At 67.6% G+C, this 15,325-nt stretch carries 18 protein-coding genes; 1 reads left to right on the top strand and 17 read right to left on the bottom strand.

The window, feature by feature from the left end; translation table 11 throughout:
• Positions 1 to 37: 37 nt before the first annotated feature.
• The 9 genes from lgt to ACFRAU_RS10835 form a co-directional block, all read right to left on the bottom strand.
• Positions 38 to 1,330, bottom strand: a complete 1,293-nt coding sequence (gene lgt, locus ACFRAU_RS10875) for a prolipoprotein diacylglyceryl transferase (RefSeq protein WP_377994040.1) — start codon at positions 1,328 to 1,330, stop codon at positions 38 to 40.
• 8 nt (positions 1,331 to 1,338) lie between these two features.
• Positions 1,339 to 2,172 carry a tryptophan synthase subunit alpha gene (gene trpA / locus ACFRAU_RS10870; RefSeq protein ID WP_377999894.1) on the bottom strand — a complete coding sequence of 278 codons (834 nt, stop codon included), beginning with the start codon at positions 2,170 to 2,172 and terminating at the stop codon, positions 1,339 to 1,341.
• Positions 2,169 to 3,488, bottom strand: a complete 1,320-nt coding sequence (trpB, locus tag ACFRAU_RS10865) for a tryptophan synthase subunit beta (RefSeq protein WP_377999893.1) — start codon at positions 3,486 to 3,488, stop codon at positions 2,169 to 2,171. The genes trpA and trpB overlap by 4 nt, the downstream gene beginning before the upstream one ends.
• A gap of 94 nt (positions 3,489 to 3,582) precedes the next feature.
• Positions 3,583 to 4,401: an indole-3-glycerol phosphate synthase TrpC gene (gene trpC, locus ACFRAU_RS10860; RefSeq protein WP_377999892.1), complete on the bottom strand. Its 819-nt coding sequence runs from the start codon at positions 4,399 to 4,401 to the stop codon at positions 3,583 to 3,585.
• Positions 4,402 to 4,403: 2 nt separating this feature from the next.
• Positions 4,404 to 4,688 carry an HGxxPAAW family protein gene (locus ACFRAU_RS10855; RefSeq protein WP_377994036.1) on the bottom strand — a complete coding sequence of 95 codons (285 nt, stop codon included), beginning with the start codon at positions 4,686 to 4,688 and terminating at the stop codon, positions 4,404 to 4,406.
• Positions 4,689 to 4,785: 97 nt separating this feature from the next.
• The gene (locus ACFRAU_RS10850) at positions 4,786 to 5,421 is read right to left on the bottom strand and encodes a Trp biosynthesis-associated membrane protein (RefSeq protein ID WP_377999891.1); all 636 of its coding nucleotides are present in this window, start codon (positions 5,419 to 5,421) and stop codon (positions 4,786 to 4,788) included.
• Positions 5,421 to 6,998 (bottom strand): anthranilate synthase component I, encoded by a 1,578-nt coding sequence (locus ACFRAU_RS10845; protein WP_377999890.1) that lies wholly within the window; start codon positions 6,996 to 6,998, stop codon positions 5,421 to 5,423. The genes ACFRAU_RS10850 and ACFRAU_RS10845 overlap by 1 nt, the downstream gene beginning before the upstream one ends.
• Positions 6,999 to 7,057: 59 nt before the next feature.
• A complete protein-coding gene (gene hisI / locus ACFRAU_RS10840; RefSeq protein WP_377999889.1) occupies positions 7,058 to 7,531 on the bottom strand; it encodes a phosphoribosyl-AMP cyclohydrolase in 474 nt (157 codons plus the stop codon).
• A 157-nt stretch (positions 7,532 to 7,688) separates the two neighbouring features.
• Positions 7,689 to 8,429 carry a hypothetical protein gene (locus tag ACFRAU_RS10835; RefSeq protein ID WP_377999888.1) on the bottom strand — a complete coding sequence of 247 codons (741 nt, stop codon included), beginning with the start codon at positions 8,427 to 8,429 and terminating at the stop codon, positions 7,689 to 7,691.
• Positions 8,430 to 8,708: 279 nt separating this feature from the next.
• Between ACFRAU_RS10835 and ACFRAU_RS10830 the strand changes: the two genes are divergently transcribed.
• Positions 8,709 to 9,353: a TIGR03085 family metal-binding protein gene (locus ACFRAU_RS10830; RefSeq protein ID WP_377994031.1), complete on the top strand. Its 645-nt coding sequence runs from the start codon at positions 8,709 to 8,711 to the stop codon at positions 9,351 to 9,353.
• Positions 9,354 to 9,429: 76 nt separating this feature from the next.
• Here ACFRAU_RS10830 and hisF read toward each other — a convergent pair whose 3' ends face one another.
• From hisF to ribD, 8 genes are all read right to left on the bottom strand, one after another.
• On the bottom strand, positions 9,430 to 10,206 hold the full coding sequence (hisF, locus tag ACFRAU_RS10825) for an imidazole glycerol phosphate synthase subunit HisF (RefSeq protein ID WP_377994030.1): 777 nt from the start codon (positions 10,204 to 10,206) through the stop codon (positions 9,430 to 9,432).
• Between the two features lie 48 nt (positions 10,207 to 10,254).
• Complete coding sequence (gene hisG, locus ACFRAU_RS10820) at positions 10,255 to 11,115, bottom strand: ATP phosphoribosyltransferase (protein WP_377994029.1); 861 nt, start codon at positions 11,113 to 11,115, stop codon at positions 10,255 to 10,257.
• A gap of 58 nt (positions 11,116 to 11,173) precedes the next feature.
• Positions 11,174 to 11,437, bottom strand: a complete 264-nt coding sequence (locus ACFRAU_RS10815; protein ID WP_003801526.1) for a phosphoribosyl-ATP diphosphatase — start codon at positions 11,435 to 11,437, stop codon at positions 11,174 to 11,176.
• A 133-nt stretch (positions 11,438 to 11,570) separates the two neighbouring features.
• A complete protein-coding gene (gene ribH, locus ACFRAU_RS10810; RefSeq protein ID WP_377994028.1) occupies positions 11,571 to 12,053 on the bottom strand; it encodes a 6,7-dimethyl-8-ribityllumazine synthase in 483 nt (160 codons plus the stop codon).
• Between the two features lie 18 nt (positions 12,054 to 12,071).
• Positions 12,072 to 12,773: a GTP cyclohydrolase II gene (gene ribA / locus ACFRAU_RS10805; protein ID WP_377994027.1), complete on the bottom strand. Its 702-nt coding sequence runs from the start codon at positions 12,771 to 12,773 to the stop codon at positions 12,072 to 12,074.
• Positions 12,770 to 13,441, bottom strand: coding sequence for a 3,4-dihydroxy-2-butanone-4-phosphate synthase (gene ribB, locus ACFRAU_RS10800; RefSeq protein WP_377999925.1), 672 nt, complete (start codon positions 13,439 to 13,441; stop codon positions 12,770 to 12,772). Before ribB ends, ribA begins: the two co-directional genes overlap by 4 nt.
• Before the next feature lie 68 nt (positions 13,442 to 13,509).
• On the bottom strand, positions 13,510 to 14,157 hold the full coding sequence (locus tag ACFRAU_RS10795; protein WP_377999887.1) for a riboflavin synthase: 648 nt from the start codon (positions 14,155 to 14,157) through the stop codon (positions 13,510 to 13,512).
• On the bottom strand, positions 14,157 to 15,284 hold the full coding sequence (gene ribD, locus ACFRAU_RS10790; protein ID WP_377999924.1) for a bifunctional diaminohydroxyphosphoribosylaminopyrimidine deaminase/5-amino-6-(5-phosphoribosylamino)uracil reductase RibD: 1,128 nt from the start codon (positions 15,282 to 15,284) through the stop codon (positions 14,157 to 14,159). The genes ACFRAU_RS10795 and ribD overlap by 1 nt, the downstream gene beginning before the upstream one ends.
• Between the last annotated feature and the right edge of the window lie 41 nt (positions 15,285 to 15,325).

Genomic DNA, 15,325 nt, shown 5'->3' with positions numbered 1-15,325 from the left:
GAGCGGTAGCTCTCTGCTGCCCTGGTACCGGCGCCTTCTAGCGTGAGCTGTCGGCCTCCGGTGCGGTCCCGGCGTCTGTGCCACCGGACTTTCCGGTGTTCCGCGACTCCGCGGCGGTTGGGGTTCCGCCGGTGGATGCCGGGACTGCTTCCGTTTGGGCAGAAGCTAGCCCGGAACCGTTTTGGTTATCAGGGAGATTATCACGCGATTCACTATCTGAGACAACAGAGTCCGTATCACGGACCGGATGGCCGGTCACATTGGGGGCGGAACCGGAATGCTTTGGCGTGTCCGGTCCCGACGCCGAGCTGGCCGTTCCAGCGGCAGCCGGCTTCCCGCCGTCGGCCTTAACGGACGCCAACTCCCCGCCGTCGGCCTCCTCGGAGACCGCAGGGGCGGGCTCCCGGCCCGGCAGGTAGACGCTGTCCGCGTTGCCGTCCTTGCGCCGGCCCAGCACAATGAACACCGCCAGGGCGGCGATGAACACGAAGATGCTGGTCCAGACGTTCAGGCGGGTGGTGATGCCGAACAGGCTGATCTGTTCGGCGTCATCGATCCGCATGGCCTCGATCCAGACCCGGCCCAGCGTGTAATACATGGCATACAGCCAGAAGAGCCGCCCGCGGCGGAAGTGGAACCGGCGGTCGAGGGCCAGGAGGATCAGCACACCCGCGATGTTCCACAGCGATTCGTAGAGGAACGTGGGGTGGAACAGGGTGTCCGCGGGGTATCCGGCGGGGAAGTTGGCGTTGTCCGGGTCCACCTGAAGTCCCCACGGCAGTGTGGTGGGTCCGCCGAAGAGCTCCTGGTTGAAGTAGTTTCCCCACCGGCCGAGGGCCTGCGCCAGCAGCAGCCCCGGGGCCGCTGCGTCGATGAAGGCCGTGAGCTTGACCCCTGCGCGGCGGCAGCCGATCCAGGCGCCAAACGCACCCAGCACCACGGCACCCCAGATTCCGAGGCCGCCGCGCTGGATCTGCGGGATCAGGGACAGGTCCCCGGTGCCATCGAAGCCAGGGCCGAAATACGCGTCCGGGGACGAGAACACGTGGTAGAGCCGGCCGCCGATGATCCCGAACGGGATGGCCCAGATGGCGATGTCCCAGACGCTCCCTTCGGGCGCGCCACGCCTGGCCCAGCGGACGGACGTCAGCCAGAGGCCGACGACGATGCCCGCCAGGATGCACAGGGCGTAGGCGTGAATGCGGAGCGATCCCCACGGCAGCGGAATGTCGAACCCGGACCAGTCCGGGCTCGGGATGCTTGCGGGCACCATACCTGCTGGAAGCACGCCGTTCTGTACCAGTGCGGCTGCGGTGAGGAGCGTCTGCATGGGTGCGGTTACTTCCTGGTCAGTCCGGTGCTGAGGTCTTTGGTGAGCTGCGCGACGGCGTCCACGCCGCCGTCGCGGACGGCCGCAACAAGCGCCGAACCGACGATCACGCCGTCCGCGTAGGCCGCGATCTCCGCGACCTGCCCGGCGGTGGAGACGCCGAGGCCAACGCACACGTGTTCCGCGCCGGCGGCCTTGGCCGCCGCCACTACACCGGTGGCTGCGTCGCTCACCGCGGTGCGGGCACCGGTGACGCCCATGATGGAGACGGCGTAGACGAAGCCGCGGCTTGCCTCCACGGTCCGGCGCATCCGCTCCGGTGTGGAGGAAGGCGCCACCAGGAAAACACGGTCCAGGCCGTACTTCTCGGACGCGTCCATCCACTCGGCCGCTTCGTCCGGAATCAGGTCCGGGGTGATGAGCCCTGCTCCCCCGGCCTCGGCCAGGCGGCGGGAGAACTCGTCCACGCCCATCCGGACCACGGGATTCCAGTACGTCATGACCAGCACGGCCGCGTCAGTCTGGCTGGTGATGCCGGCAACGACGTCAAAGACCTGACGGACGTGGAACCCGTTGGCCAGGGCCTCGGTGGTGGCCGCCTGGATGACCGGGCCATCCATGACCGGGTCCGAGTACGGGATGCCGATTTCGATCAGGTCGGCCCCGTTGCGCGCCAGGGCAATGCCGGCGGCGATGGTTTCCTCGACGCTGGGGTACCCGGCGGGCAGGTAGCCGATCAGCGCCGCACGGCCTTCCGCGCGGGCCTTGTCGATGGCGACAGCCGACTTGCTCGTGTCCGAATTGCTGCTGGCCGAATTGCTCGTGTTTTGCGCCGTGCTCACAGCTGCTCCCCTTCCTTGCCGATGGCTGCCTCGGCCGAATCCTTGTCCAGGAGGTCGAACCACTCCGCCGCGGTGGCCACGTCCTTGTCTCCCCTGCCGGACAGGTTCACGATCACGATCTTGTCTGCTGCATTGCCGCCTTCCGCTGCCAGCCGCTGGCCCACCTTGATGGCGCCGGCGAGTGCGTGGGAGGACTCGATCGCGGGGATGATGCCCTCAGTACGGCACAGGAGGCGGAAGGCTTCCATGGCTTCGCTGTCCGTGATCGGCTCATAGCTGACGCGTCCGATGTCGGCCAGGTAGGAGTGCTCGGGTCCGACGCCGGGGTAGTCCAGGCCGGCCGAAATGGAGTGCGACTCGATGGTCTGGCCGTCGTCGTCCTGCATCAGGTAGGACCGGGCGCCGTGCAGCACGCCCGGCCGGCCGAGCGTGATGGTGGCCGCGTGGCGGCCGGTCTCGACGCCGTCGCCGCCGGCTTCGAAGCCGAAGATCTTCACGGACGGGTCATCAAGGAAACCGTGGAAGATGCCGATGGCGTTGGAGCCGCCGCCGATGCAGGCGCAGACGGCGTCCGGCAGGCGGCCGGCCTGCTCGAGGATCTGCTCGCGGGCCTCCTCGCCAATGACCTCGTGGAAGTAGCGGACCATGGCCGGGAACGGGTGGGCGCCCGCGGCGGTGCCGAGCAGGTAGTGGGTGTTGCCGACGTTGGCCACCCAGTCCCGGAGGGCTTCGTTGATGGCGTCCTTGAGGGTCTGCGAACCGTTCGTGACGGGGATGACCGTGGCGCCCAGGAGTTCCATCCGGGCCACGTTCAGCGCCTGCCGGCGGCAGTCTTCGGCCCCCATGTAGACGACGCATTCCAGGCCCAGCAGGGCCGCGGCCGTGGCGCTGGCCACACCGTGCTGGCCGGCGCCGGTTTCGGCGATGACGCGGGTCTTGCCCATCCGCTTGGCAAGCAGTGCCTGGCCCAGCACGTTGTTGATCTTGTGCGATCCGGTGTGGTTCAGGTCCTCGCGCTTGAGGAAGATCCGGACGCCGCCGGCGTGCTCGGCAAAGCGCTTGGCCTCGGTCAGGAGTGAGGGCCGGCCGGAGTAGTTCCTGTTCAGGTCCGCGATCTGGGCGATGAACCCGGGATCGGCCTTGGCCTTCTCGAACGTGTCCTCGAGCTCGTCCAGGGCGGCGATCAGTGACTCAGGCATCCAGCGCCCGCCATACGCGCCGAAGTAGGGCCCCGGAGCGTGGCGCAGCGAGGTGCCGCCCTGCAGGAATGCATCCACCGAGCCCTGGTCAGAGCCGGCTGTTGGCGCGTCGGCCATCAGTCTCACCATCCTGTTCACTTTTTCTTGTTGATGTCAGACACCATCTGTCCGCACGGCGTGCGGACAGATGGTGCCACGGTTGGGTGGGAGCTCAGGCCCGGGCGGCGATGGCCGCGGCCCCGGCCGCTGTGAACTCCGCAATTCGTTCACGCGGGGTGGCGTCGCTGACGAGCGCCTCCCCTACGAGGATGGCGTTGGCTCCGTGCGCCGCGTAGTGCGCGACGTCGTCGGCGTTCCGAACGCCCGACTCCGCCACCACCACGGCGCCGGAGGGAATGCTCCCGGCGAGTGAGGCGAAAACGGAACGGTCGACGTCGAGCGTCTTGAGGTTGCGGACGTTGACGCCGATGATCCGGGCGTCAGCGGCCACGGCACGCTCGACTTCCTCCGGCGTGTGCGTTTCCACCAGCACGTTCATGCCCAGCTCACGGCTGAGCGCACTGAATTCACGCAGCTGCGTGTCGGAGAGTGCCGCCACGATCAGGAGAATGAGGTCCGCACCGTGGGCGCGGGCTTCCCAGATCTGGTACTCGTCCAGCGTGAAGTCCTTGCGGAGCAGCGGGACGTCCACCCGGGCGCGGACGGCGTCCAGGTCAGCCAGCGAACCGTTGAAACGGCGCTGCTCGGTGAGCACGCTGATCACCGCGGCTCCGCCGTCGGCGTACTGCACGGCCAGCGACGCGGGGTCGGCGATGCTGGCGAGGTCGCCCTTGGACGGGCTGCGGCGTTTGATCTCGGCGATGACCTTGAGCTCGCCGCGGTCCTGGGACAGCCCGCCCAGGGCAGCCCAGGCGTCCCGGGCAGGAGCCGCCGCCAAGGCGCGGTCCTTCAGTTCCGCGAGGGACACGAGGCGCTTCCGGTCCTCCATGTCCTCCCTGACACCGGCGTTGATGTCGTCGAGAACAGTCACGGTTAGTGGCCGGAGTTCTTGATCTTGCTGCCGCCCACGCCGTAGCCGGCCTTGCGCATGATGAAGCCTGCCAGCAGGCCCACGAACATGACGGCGATGCCGGCCCAGAAGATCGGGCTGTTGGCAATGACGAACGCGATGGAGGCGATGAGGGCGCCGATGAGCATGACGATCACGCAGGTCCAGGCGGCCGGGCTGTTGCCGTGGCCCAGGTCGATGCTGTGGTCGATGCCGTGGTGCTCCTTGGGGGCCGCGGGCTTTGTACCGGAAACAGTGGCTTTGCTCATGTGAATCTCCTCAGGATCAATACTGCTTACATTCTGCCATTTTTTGCCGCGGCCTTCGGCATCGCGGCCGGGGTGCGTGGCTGCGTGACCCGCCGGCTCAGGTGGGGTCGTCGCCCCGGGAGAGCCTGTCCCAGCTGTCGATCTCATCCACCGGGCCGCTCTGGCTGCCTGCGGGACCCGCCGCCGCGGCGTCGTACTTGGTCCGGGACTTCCAATAGCGCCCCGCCGGGACCACCAGCAGGCCGCCAACGGCGAGCAGGGAACCTGCGACGACGGCGAGCACGGGGAAGGCGCTCACACTGACGTCCGCGGCCCCTCCGGAGACGCCGGTGGCGGCGGCGATGGAGCCTTGGGCTGCGGCGAGGGGATCAGCGAGGACGGTGGCGGCCGCGGTGATGATGCCGGCCGCCGCCAGCACGATGATGGCCGTGATGATCCAGCGTGCGATCTTCCCTGCGATGGAGGCCGCGAGGCCGCCCGCCAGGGCGACGAGGGCCAGGGCTGTGACCGTGGTGGCGGCCTTGCTGCCCTGGACCTGGAGTCCGTTTTCGCCGCCGGCGGCGAGGCCCAGCTGCTGGGGGTCCAGGTGCACCGTCAGCCAGGTCTGCGTGGTGGTGCCGAAGACCGCCAGCGCCAGGGCCGCGATCAGCAGCACCACCGTCGACTTGCGGGCCCAGCCCGGCACCGTGCGGCGTGCCTTGGCCGGCACGGCGGATCCTGCGGGAACAGCCATCAGGAGCTTGCCCCGGCGGCTGGGTCGGGACTGCTGACGGAGTCGGGGCTGATGTTGTGCAGCGAGCCGGCCGTGTGGACAGCCCGCAGCGGGGCCGCCGCCTTGTTGACGGTTTCCTGCGCCTCGGCCGGGTTGCTCGAGTCAGCCACGATGCCGCCGCCCGCCTGGACATACGCACGCCCTTCGCGCAGCAGCGCGGAGCGGATGGCGATGGCCATGTCCATGTCGCCGGCGAAGTCCAGGTAGCCCACCACGCCGCCGTAGATGCCGCGCCGGTGCGGCTCGAGCTCATCCAGGAGGCGCAGGGCGCGCGGCTTCGGGGCGCCGGACAGTGTTCCGGCCGGGAACGTGGCCTTCAGGACGTCATAGGCCTTCGCCGTGGGGGCCAGGCGTCCGACGACGGTGGAGACCAGGTGCATGATGTGGCTGAACCGCTCCACCTCCATGAACTGGGTAACGTCCACGGAACCCGCCACGCAGACCTTCGACAGGTCGTTGCGGGACAGGTCCACCAGCATGAGGTGCTCCGCCCGTTCCTTCTGGTCCGCGAGGAGTTCCTCCGCCATTGCCTTGTCCGTGTCCACGGTCTTGCCGCGGGGCCGGGAGCCGGCGATGGGGTGGGTGATGACGTCCTCGCCGGTGACGGTCACCAGCGCCTCCGGCGACGAGCCAACGATCGAATACTGCCGGCCGGCGGCGTCCTCGAGGCTGAAGATGTACATGTACGGGCTCGGGTTGGTGTTGCGCAGCACCCGGTAGACGTCCAGCGGCGACGCCCCGCACTCCATCTCGAAGCGGCGGGAGATGACCACCTGGAAGACTTCGCCGTCCACGATCGCTTCCTTGCCCCGGTCGAGGGCGGCAAGGTACTCGGGCTCGTGCCAGCGCTCCTGGACGCTGGCGGCGAAATCGAGGGCCGCCGGCTCCAGCACGGACACCGGCTGGGGCACCGGGGTGCTGATGCGTGCCAGCAGTTCCTTCACGCGGGCGACGGCGTCATGCCAGGCCTCGTCGACGCGCTCGGAGCTGTTGTCGAAGTTGATGGCGTTGGCGATGAGCAGCACCGTGCCGTCCATGTTGTCGTGGACGGCCATGTCGGTGACGAGGTTCAGCGCCATTTCGGGCAGCTGCAGGTCGTCCTCGGGCGGGCTGGTCAGTTTCTCCCAGTGGCGGACTGTTTCCCAGCCAAGGAAGCCCACGAGGCCGGAGGTAAACGGCGGAAGCCCGTCGAACCGGTCGGTACGCAGAGCCTCGATGGTGTCGCGGATGGCATCAACCGGATTTCCGTCCACGGGCACACCCGCCGGTGGCTCGCCCAGCCAGTGTGCCTCGCCGTCCTTGGTGGTCAGCGTTGCACGGGACCGGGAACCGATGAAGGAGTAGCGGGACCAGGCTCCGCCAACGGCCGCCGATTCCATGAGGAACGTGCCCGGCTGGCCCTGCGCCAGCTTCCGGTACAGCCCGATCGGCGTTTCAGCATCCGCCAGCACCTTGAGCCGGACAGGGATGACGCGGCTGTGGGCGGCGAGTTCCCGGAATTCTTCCAGGCCAGGGCTGATGATTCCGAGGTCCTGCATTGCGATGGGTTCTCCGTCTGTTCTTGGTATGAAGCCTGTTGGGTGGAAAAGGCGGGCCGCTAGTTGGCCGGACCTGCCACAACGTCGAAGGCCCGGCCGTCAAAGCAGGTCCGCGTACCGGTGTGGCATGCTGCCCCCACCTGGTCCACCCGCACGAGGAGGGCGTCGCCGTCGCAGTCCAGGGCCACCGACTTGACCCACTGGACGTGGCCGGAAGTGTCACCCTTGCGCCAGTACTCCTGGCGGGAGCGCGAATAGAACGTCACGCGGCCGGTGGTCATCGTCCGGTTCAGTGCTTCATCGTCCATCCAGCCGAGCATGAGCACCTCGTTGGAGTCGAACTGCTGGACGATGGCAGCCACGAGTCCGGCGCCGTCCCTCTTCAGGGCCGCGGCAATCCCGGCCGGGAGCGGGCTCCCGGGCACGAGGCTTTTGCCGGCGCCGGAGGATGGTGCATCGGCGGACGACGAACCGGCGGACGACGAACCGGAGGTTGGGGCGGGGGCGGGGCTGGGGGCGGGCTGCTCAGACATCACGTCAAGTCTAGTGCCCATCAGCGGACACTGTTACAAAGGGACGCTGGCACAAACGCCGCTAACGCGTCACGGCCCGCAGGAGGCGTTCCGCCAGCTGCGGGCCGTCCGGACTGCTGCATGCCAGCTGTTCGAAAGGGGCAGTATTTTTGTCCGGTCAGGAGGCGGCACGCTTCACGACGACGTCGTCAACGTAGCTGTCGCCCATCTGGCGCGGGTGCTCGGCGCCGAACTGGACCCTGCTCAGGGTCGCGGTGGGCAGATTCACCGTCCTGTTGAACACCTGGACAGTTCCGAACCAGATCTGGACGGAGGATCTGGCGCGGTCCGCCCGCACCTGCATCCTGACATGCTGCCAGGTGTTCAGCGGAACGCTGGCGGCCCGGAGCCTGGTGTAACCGGCCGTGCCGTCGGGATTGGCGATCCGGAGCCACAGTTGCCCGTTGGCGTTGTTGCGGAAGACATCCGCCACCCGGTTGGAGCCTGAGAAGAACCGGACGTACGGCACGTTGTTGCCGGCCAGCCCGCCAGTGGTGATGTTGACCCAGGCGTCCGCGCTGGCCCGCTTTGTCCCGGTTGCCAGCGCGACTCCCATCTTCGCTATCGACCCTGAAGTGTCGGTCGCACGGATCCTGACGGAGCATGTCCCGGAGTGCGCCTTCGGGCTTGTCACGGCCACCGTTCCGGTCCCCGAGGTGGTCCTGACGAACGGCGACAGCGTGTTTCCCTCGAAATTGGTGGCCGTTACGACCGTCCCGGAGAAGGTGGTGCTGGTGGGGGCGGCCAGGCCGGTCCGGCAGACAGCAGCCGTGGCTGCGTTCGCGGAACCGACTATCAAACTGCCCGATACAAGCAGCCCAAGGCTGCCGAGTGTGCCTATTTTCTTTAGAGTGCCCATTACGTTTCCTCACGCCACAGATGGAGTTTCCTTAGTCGCTCCACTGCAGCCTTCCGGCTCACCCCCCGGAAGCAGACCAACAGCGTCTGATGATGCGCTGGAGCCAGTTGCGTGCACTCCCCCTGCACATACTTGGTGCAGGAGCTTGGAAAAAGCTTGGAGTTTCTTGAAGGCTCTCGTGTTTCGGGAAGGGCGCAGCAGCACTGGAAAGACGGGCACAAATCCACCGTTGTCAACAGACTGCGCAACTCCACCGGGGACGTGCTAGTTTTCCAAGTGATGCATTTCGTCGATCCGTCCCGAGAAGTCCTGGCCGAAACCCTGCTGGCGGCCGGTCCTGACTCCCCCACGCTCTGCAAGGGCTGGAAGACCAGAGACCTCGCGGCCCACCTTTACCTGCGCGAGCGGAAGGCTGCCGTGGGGCTGGGCCTGATCATCAGGAGCCTCTCCAAGGCCTCGGACAAGGCAACATCCCGCCTGGCCGGAAAGCTCAGGACCGCCGACGACTACGCCAAGCTCGTTAACTCGTTCCGCGCGGGACCGCCGGCGCTCTCGCCCATGAAGATCAAGGCGCTGGATGAGAGCTCCAACCTGATCGAATACTTCGTCCACACGGAGGACGTCCGGCGCGCCGTTGACCGCTGGGCACCCCGTGCCCTCGACGAAGAGTACTCGGACGCCCTGTGGGATGAGCTGGTCAAGCGGGCCGCCATCCTCTACCGCGGCGTGGACCTGGGCATCGTCCTGGTCAGCCCTTCCGGCCCCCGGCACGTTGCCAAGCGCGCGCCCGTGTCAGTCGCTATCGTCGGGGAACCCGGCGAGCTGCTCATGCACGCCCACGGCCGCACGCGCCATGCCCTGGTCACCTTCGAAGGCCAGCCCGACGCCGTCGCCCTCCTCCAGTCAGCCGAAGTAGGGCTTTAACCCAACTGACTCGCAGTTGTTGTCGTTATGGGCGCTCAAAACGACAACAACTGCGAGTCAGTTGGGTTTGTACTGGCTAGCGGACCTCGAAGCCGGCGTCGCGGATGGCGGACTTGACCTGCGACATCATATCGTCGGGGCCCCAGTGGAAGATCGACGCCGCGAGGACAGCGTCTGCGCCGGCCTGGACAGCGGGTGCGAAGTGCGCAGGCTCCCCGGCACCGCCGGAGGCGATGATCGGAACCTTGACCGCGGACCGGACCAGCCGGATGAGCTCAAGGTCGAAGCCGTCCTTGGTGCCGTCGGCGTCGATCGAGTTCAGCAGGATCTCCCCCACGCCGCGGTCCGCTGCTTCCCTGGCCCAGGCAACGGCGTCGATTCCGGTGCCCTGGCGGCCACCGTGGGTGGTCACCTCAAAGCCCGACGGCGTGGGCTGGGATCCGGGGCGGACCCGCCGGGCGTCCACGGACAGCACCAGCACCTGGGAACCGAAGTGCCGGGTGATCTCGTCGATGACGTCGGGGCGGGCAACGGCGGCCGTGTTGATGGAGGCCTTGTCGGCGCCGAAGCGCAACAGCTTGTCCACCTCGGCCACGCCGCGGACGCCGCCGCCAACGGTCAATGGAATGAACACTTCCTCGGCGGTGCGGCGGACGACGTCGAACGTGGTTTCCCGGTTGCCGGAGGAAGCCGTCACATCAAGGAAGGTGAGTTCGTCGGCGCCGGCGTTGTCGTAACGGTGCGCCAGTTCCACGGGGTCCCCGGCGTCGCGGAGCCCTTCGAAGTTAATGCCTTTGACCACGCGGCCGGCATCAACGTCCAGGCAGGGAATAACGCGGACGGCTACAGCCATGACTTCTCCTGTTGTACTGCTGGGGGTGTGCTGTCGAAAGGAAGCGGATCAGATGCGGCAGGCGTGGATGCTGCTGACCAGGATGGCGCGCGCGCCGAGGTCGTACAGCTCGTCCATGATCCGGTTGGTTTCCTTCTTGGGCACCATGGAGCGGACAGCCACCCAGTCAGAGTCGCGCAGCGGCGAGACGGTGGGCGACTCCAGGCCGGGCGTCAGGCCGGCGGCCTGCTCCACGAGCTCCTTGCGGATGTCGTAGTCCATGAGCACATACTGGCGCGCCACCAGGACGCCCTGCAGGCGGCGGATCAGAACCTCGATTTCCTTGGCCGTGCCGTTGGCCGCACCGCCCTCGCCGGTGCGGCGGATAAGCACTGCCTCGGACTTGAGGATCGGCTCGCCGAAGATCTCCATGCCGGCGGCCTTGAGCGTGTTGCCCGTTTCGACGACGTCGGCGATGGCGTCCGCGACGCCGAGACGCACGGAGGATTCCACCGCGCCGTCCAGCCGGACCACCTTCGCCTTGATGCCGCGCTCCGCCAGGTAATCGCGCAGGAGACCGTCGTAGCTGGTGGCAAGGCGCTTGCCCTCAAGTTCATCCACGGCGCTGAAGTCGCCGATCGGTCCGGCGAAGCGGAACGTCGAGGCCGCAAAGCCGAGCGGAAGCAGTTCCTCAGCCTCCACCTGTGCATCCAGCAGGAGGTCGCGGCCGGTGATTCCGACGTCGAGCGTTCCCTGCCCGACGTAAACGGCGATGTCGCGAGGGCGGAGGAAGAAGAACTCAATCTCGTTGTCGGGGTCCACCATGACCAGCTCACGGCTGTCCCGGCGCTGGCGGTAGCCCGCCTCGGACAGCATGGCGGAGGCGGCTTCGGACAGGGATCCCTTGTTGGGTACGGCTACACGCAGCATGAGGAGGTCTTTCTGGTTTGGAAGTTTGGGTCAGGCAAGCGGGGCCACGCAGAGGCGGCTAGAGATGCTTGTAGACGTCTTCCAGGCTGAGTCCTTTGGCCAGCATCAGGACCTGCAGGTGGTACAGGAGCTGCGAGATCTCCTCGGCGGCGGCTTCGTCGGATTCGTACTCGGCAGCCATCCAGACTTCAGCCGCTTCCTCCACGACTTTCTTGCCGATGCCGTGGATTCCCGACTCCAGTTCGGCGACGGTGCGGGAGCCCTCGGGGCGGGTCGCTGCCTTCTCGCTCAGTTCTGCGAACAGCGTCTCGAAATTCTTCACGCCCTCCAGCCTACTTGCTCGGGGCCGGGGCCCGCCTGTCGGGCAGTTCCATGACGGCGGGGATGTGAGCGATTACACACGCCGTGTGCTTGCGCCCGCACCCCCGCAACGCCCCGGAACTGGGGAAACGCCCTTAGTACTGCTTGAGCAGCAGTGCCGTGGCCAGTGCGGCTGTGACGGCCTCATGCCCCTTGTCTTCCGAGGACCCGGGCAGACCGGCCCGGTCCAGGCCCTGCTCTTCGGTGTCGCACGTGAGCACACCGAACCCGACCGGCACACCGGTGCTGACGCTGACATCGGTAAGCCCCGACGTCGCGGCCTGGCAGACGTAGTCAAAGTGCGGCGTTCCGCCGCGGATGACAACGCCGAGGGCAACGACGGCGTCAAAGTGCGGTGCCAGCCGCGCGGCGGCGACCGGCAGCTCAAAGCTGCCCGGGACGCGCAGCACTGTCGGCTCGTTGATGCCGGCGTCCTTGGCGGCACGCAGGGCGCCGTCCAGCAGGCCGTCCATGATCTGGGTGTGCCAGCTTGCCGCCACAATCGCCAGCTTCAGCTGCGAGGTTTCCGCGGGGTCGAGGGTGGTGAGATCGATCTGGGGTGCGCCGTGTCCGCTCATAAAGTCTTCGTGATCCGTTCAGTCTTGTTCGTGGTCAAAAGTGTCAGTGCCGGTACGGGGTGCGCCTGCGGTCTCGGTGTCGAGGGTCAGCAGATGGTCCATGCGGTCCTTCTTGGTCTGCAGGTACCGGAGGTTCTGTTCCCGGGACGGCACCTCGGTAGGCACCATCTCGACAACCTTGACGCCGGCAGTAGCCAGGCGGTTCTGCTTGTCCGGGTTGTTGCTCAGCAGCCGGATCTCGTGCAGACCCATTTCGGCCAGGATCTGCGCCGCAGCCTTGTAGCAGCGGGCGTCCACTGGCAGTCCGAGCTGTTCATTGGCCTCGACGGTGTCGAACCCGGCCTCCTGCAGGGCGTAGGCCTTGATCTTGTTGGCCAGCCCGATGCCCCGGCCTTCCTGGCCGCGGAGGTACAGCAGCGTGCCGCCATTCTCGGCGATCAGCTCCAGGGCGTAAGCGAGCTGCTCCCCGCAGTCGCACCGGTAGGAGCCAAAAACGTCGCCGGTCAGGCATTCCGAATGCAGGCGCACCAGGGGCGCCTTGCCGTCCTTGGACGGATTCGGGGAGCTGACCGCGAGGTGCTCAGCACCGGTCACCAGATCGGTCCAGGCCTGCGTTACGAAATCACCGAATGCCGTGGGCAGCTGGACCACGGGGCCGCTGCTCACCGGATGCGGCTGCCGGCCGTTGCTGACCGGTCCCGCTGTTTGAGATGCCGTCATCGTGTTTCCCCTTCTCCGGCCGGACTGACTTCCAAGGTGCTCTCCTGTGAAGATACACGGTGGTCAGCTCCCAGATAGGCAACCAGGTCCTCGATCGAGATCAAGGGGCAGCCGTGCTCGGCAGCGAATACCCGGAGTCCGTCCAGCCGCATCATTTCACCGTCGTCATACACCACTTCGGCGATCACGCCCACCGGCTCCAGGCCGGCGAGCCGGCAGAGGTCGACGGCCGCTTCGGTGTGGCCGGGGCGTTCACGCACTCCCCCATTAACGGCCCGCAGCGGAAAAATATGCCCGGGACGGGTCAGCGTGTCCGGGCCGCTGGCCGGATCGGCGATGACGCGGGCGGTAAGTGCCCGGTCGGTGGCCGAGATGCCGGTGCTCACCCCGGTGGCGGCGTCGCAGGAGACGGTGTAGGCCGTGCCCTTCGAATCCTGGTTGACCTCCACCATGGGCGGCAGATCCAGCGCGTCCGCCCTGGCGCCGTCGAGCGGCACGCAGATGACGCCGGAGCTGTACCGGATGGTCCAGCCCATGAGGGCAGGGGTGGCGTGCTGGGCCGCGAAGATGATGTCGCCTTCGTTTTCCCGGTCCTCGTTGTCCACCACCAGGACCGGCCGGCCGGCGGCCATGGCGCGGACGGCGTCCTCGATCGGGTCCAGGGTCAGGGGAACGGAGGTAAGGCTGCCGGGCGTCTGAACGCCGGAAACCGCGGGGTCAAGCTTTGCCGTGCCGTTCACAGCTGCACCCCGTTTTCCGAAACTGCCGAACCCTCAGTGCGGAAAGCCAGCAGCCGCTCGGTGTACTTCGCCAGCACGTCCACCTCAAGGTTGACCCTGCTCCCGGCCGGCTTGGCGCCGAGGCCGGTGTCGGCCAGGGTGGTGGGGATGAGCCCCACCTCGAACCACGGCGCCGTCTCGGCTGCCGGGCTGACGGCGGTGACGGTGAGGGAGACGCCGTCGATGGCGATGGAACCCTTTTCCGCAATGTAGCGCGCAAGCCGCTGGGGGACGCCGAACCGGAGCCATTCCCAGTTTCCCTGCGGCTCGCGTTCAAGCAGTTCGCCCACACCGTCCACGTGGCCCTGGACCACGTGTCCGTCGAGGCGCCCGCCGGCGGGCACGCAGCGTTCCAGGTTGACGGGGTCCCCTGCAACAAGCTCGCCGATGGTGCTGCGGACCAGGGTCTCACCCATGACGTCGACGCTGAAATCCTTGCCGTCGATGGCCGTGGCCGTCAGGCAGACGCCGTTGACGGCGATGGAACCGCCCAGCGGCAGCCCGTCCGCAGTGCCCGGGGCGTGCAGGCGCAGCGTTGCGCTCGTGTCCCCGTTCCGGTCCACGGACAGGACCTTTCCCTGTTCGGCGATAATTCCGGTGAACATCAGTAGCCTCCCATGGCTGTGCCCGCTGCTGTGCGGACGGGTAGTGATTCGGTTGACGTTTCCTGCATCTCTGGGGCGCGTGCCCCCGTGGGCGGGTCCTGGGCCTGGTGGGGCACGCTGGCTTCCTCCGGCAGCAGGTGCAGGCGAAGATCCCTGCCCAGGAACCGGACCGCGCCGCCGGAGGCCGTATCCCACTCCCAGCGCTGCGCCGCCGCCAGCGTTCCGATGCCGAGGCCGTTGAGGGCCGGCGTGCCGGAGCCCAGCAGTGTGGGCGCCAGATAGACGATGAGTTCGTCCACGAGGCCCTCGGCCAGGAAAGCACTGAGGATCCTCGATCCGCCCTCCACCATGACATGCCGGGTACCCGCGGCGAACAGCATGGCCAAGGCCTCCTCGGGGTCGCGTGTGGGCAGATGCATGACCCGGCCGTCGTCGCCCCGCACGGCCGCGTCTTCCGGCACGTCGCGAAGGCCCATGACCGCGCGCAGCGGCTGCTTGCCGCTGGTCTCGCCGTTGGCGTCGCGGGCTGTCAGACGCGGGTTGTCCACCAGGACGGTCTGGGTTCCCACGAGGATGGCGTCGATCCGGTTCCGGATGCCATGGTTGTCGGCCAGCGACTCCGGGCTGGATATCCACTGGCTGGTTCCGTCGTCGGCCGCGATCCGGCTGTCCAGGGTCTGGGCGATGTGCAGGGTAACGAAGGGGCGCTTGGCGTCGACGGCCCGGAACCAGCGCCGGTTCAGCTCCAGCGCACGCCCGGCGGCCAGTCCGCTGCGCACGCTGACTCCCGCACCCCGCAGGGTGGCGGCCCCGCCGGCGGCGGGGTCATGGGGGTCGTCGACGGCGTATACGACGTTCGCTATCCCGGCGTCGATGATGGCCTGGGCGCACGGTCCTGTGCGGCCCACATGGTTGCAGGGCTCCAGGGTGACCACCATGGTGGACCCGTGAAGGTCGACGCCGGAGCTGACCGCCGCCGCTATCGCGTCGGCTTCAGCGTGCGCGGTGCCGGCACCGCGGTGGTATCCGGTCGCCAACTGGCGTCCGTCAGGTCCGACGACGACGGCGCCCACCAGCGGATTGGCACCCCGGGGCCCCTGCAGGGCGGCTTCCAGGGCAGTGTCCATGGCGGCTGTTTCGGCGGCGGTGAAGGCCGTCACCGGCTTCT

This window comes from Arthrobacter sp. NPDC056691, assembly GCF_042791415.1.
GTDB lineage: Bacteria > Actinomycetota > Actinomycetes > Actinomycetales > Micrococcaceae > Arthrobacter.
Note: the sequence above shows the minus strand (reverse complement) of the source record. Positions and strands in the feature narration are given on the sequence as shown.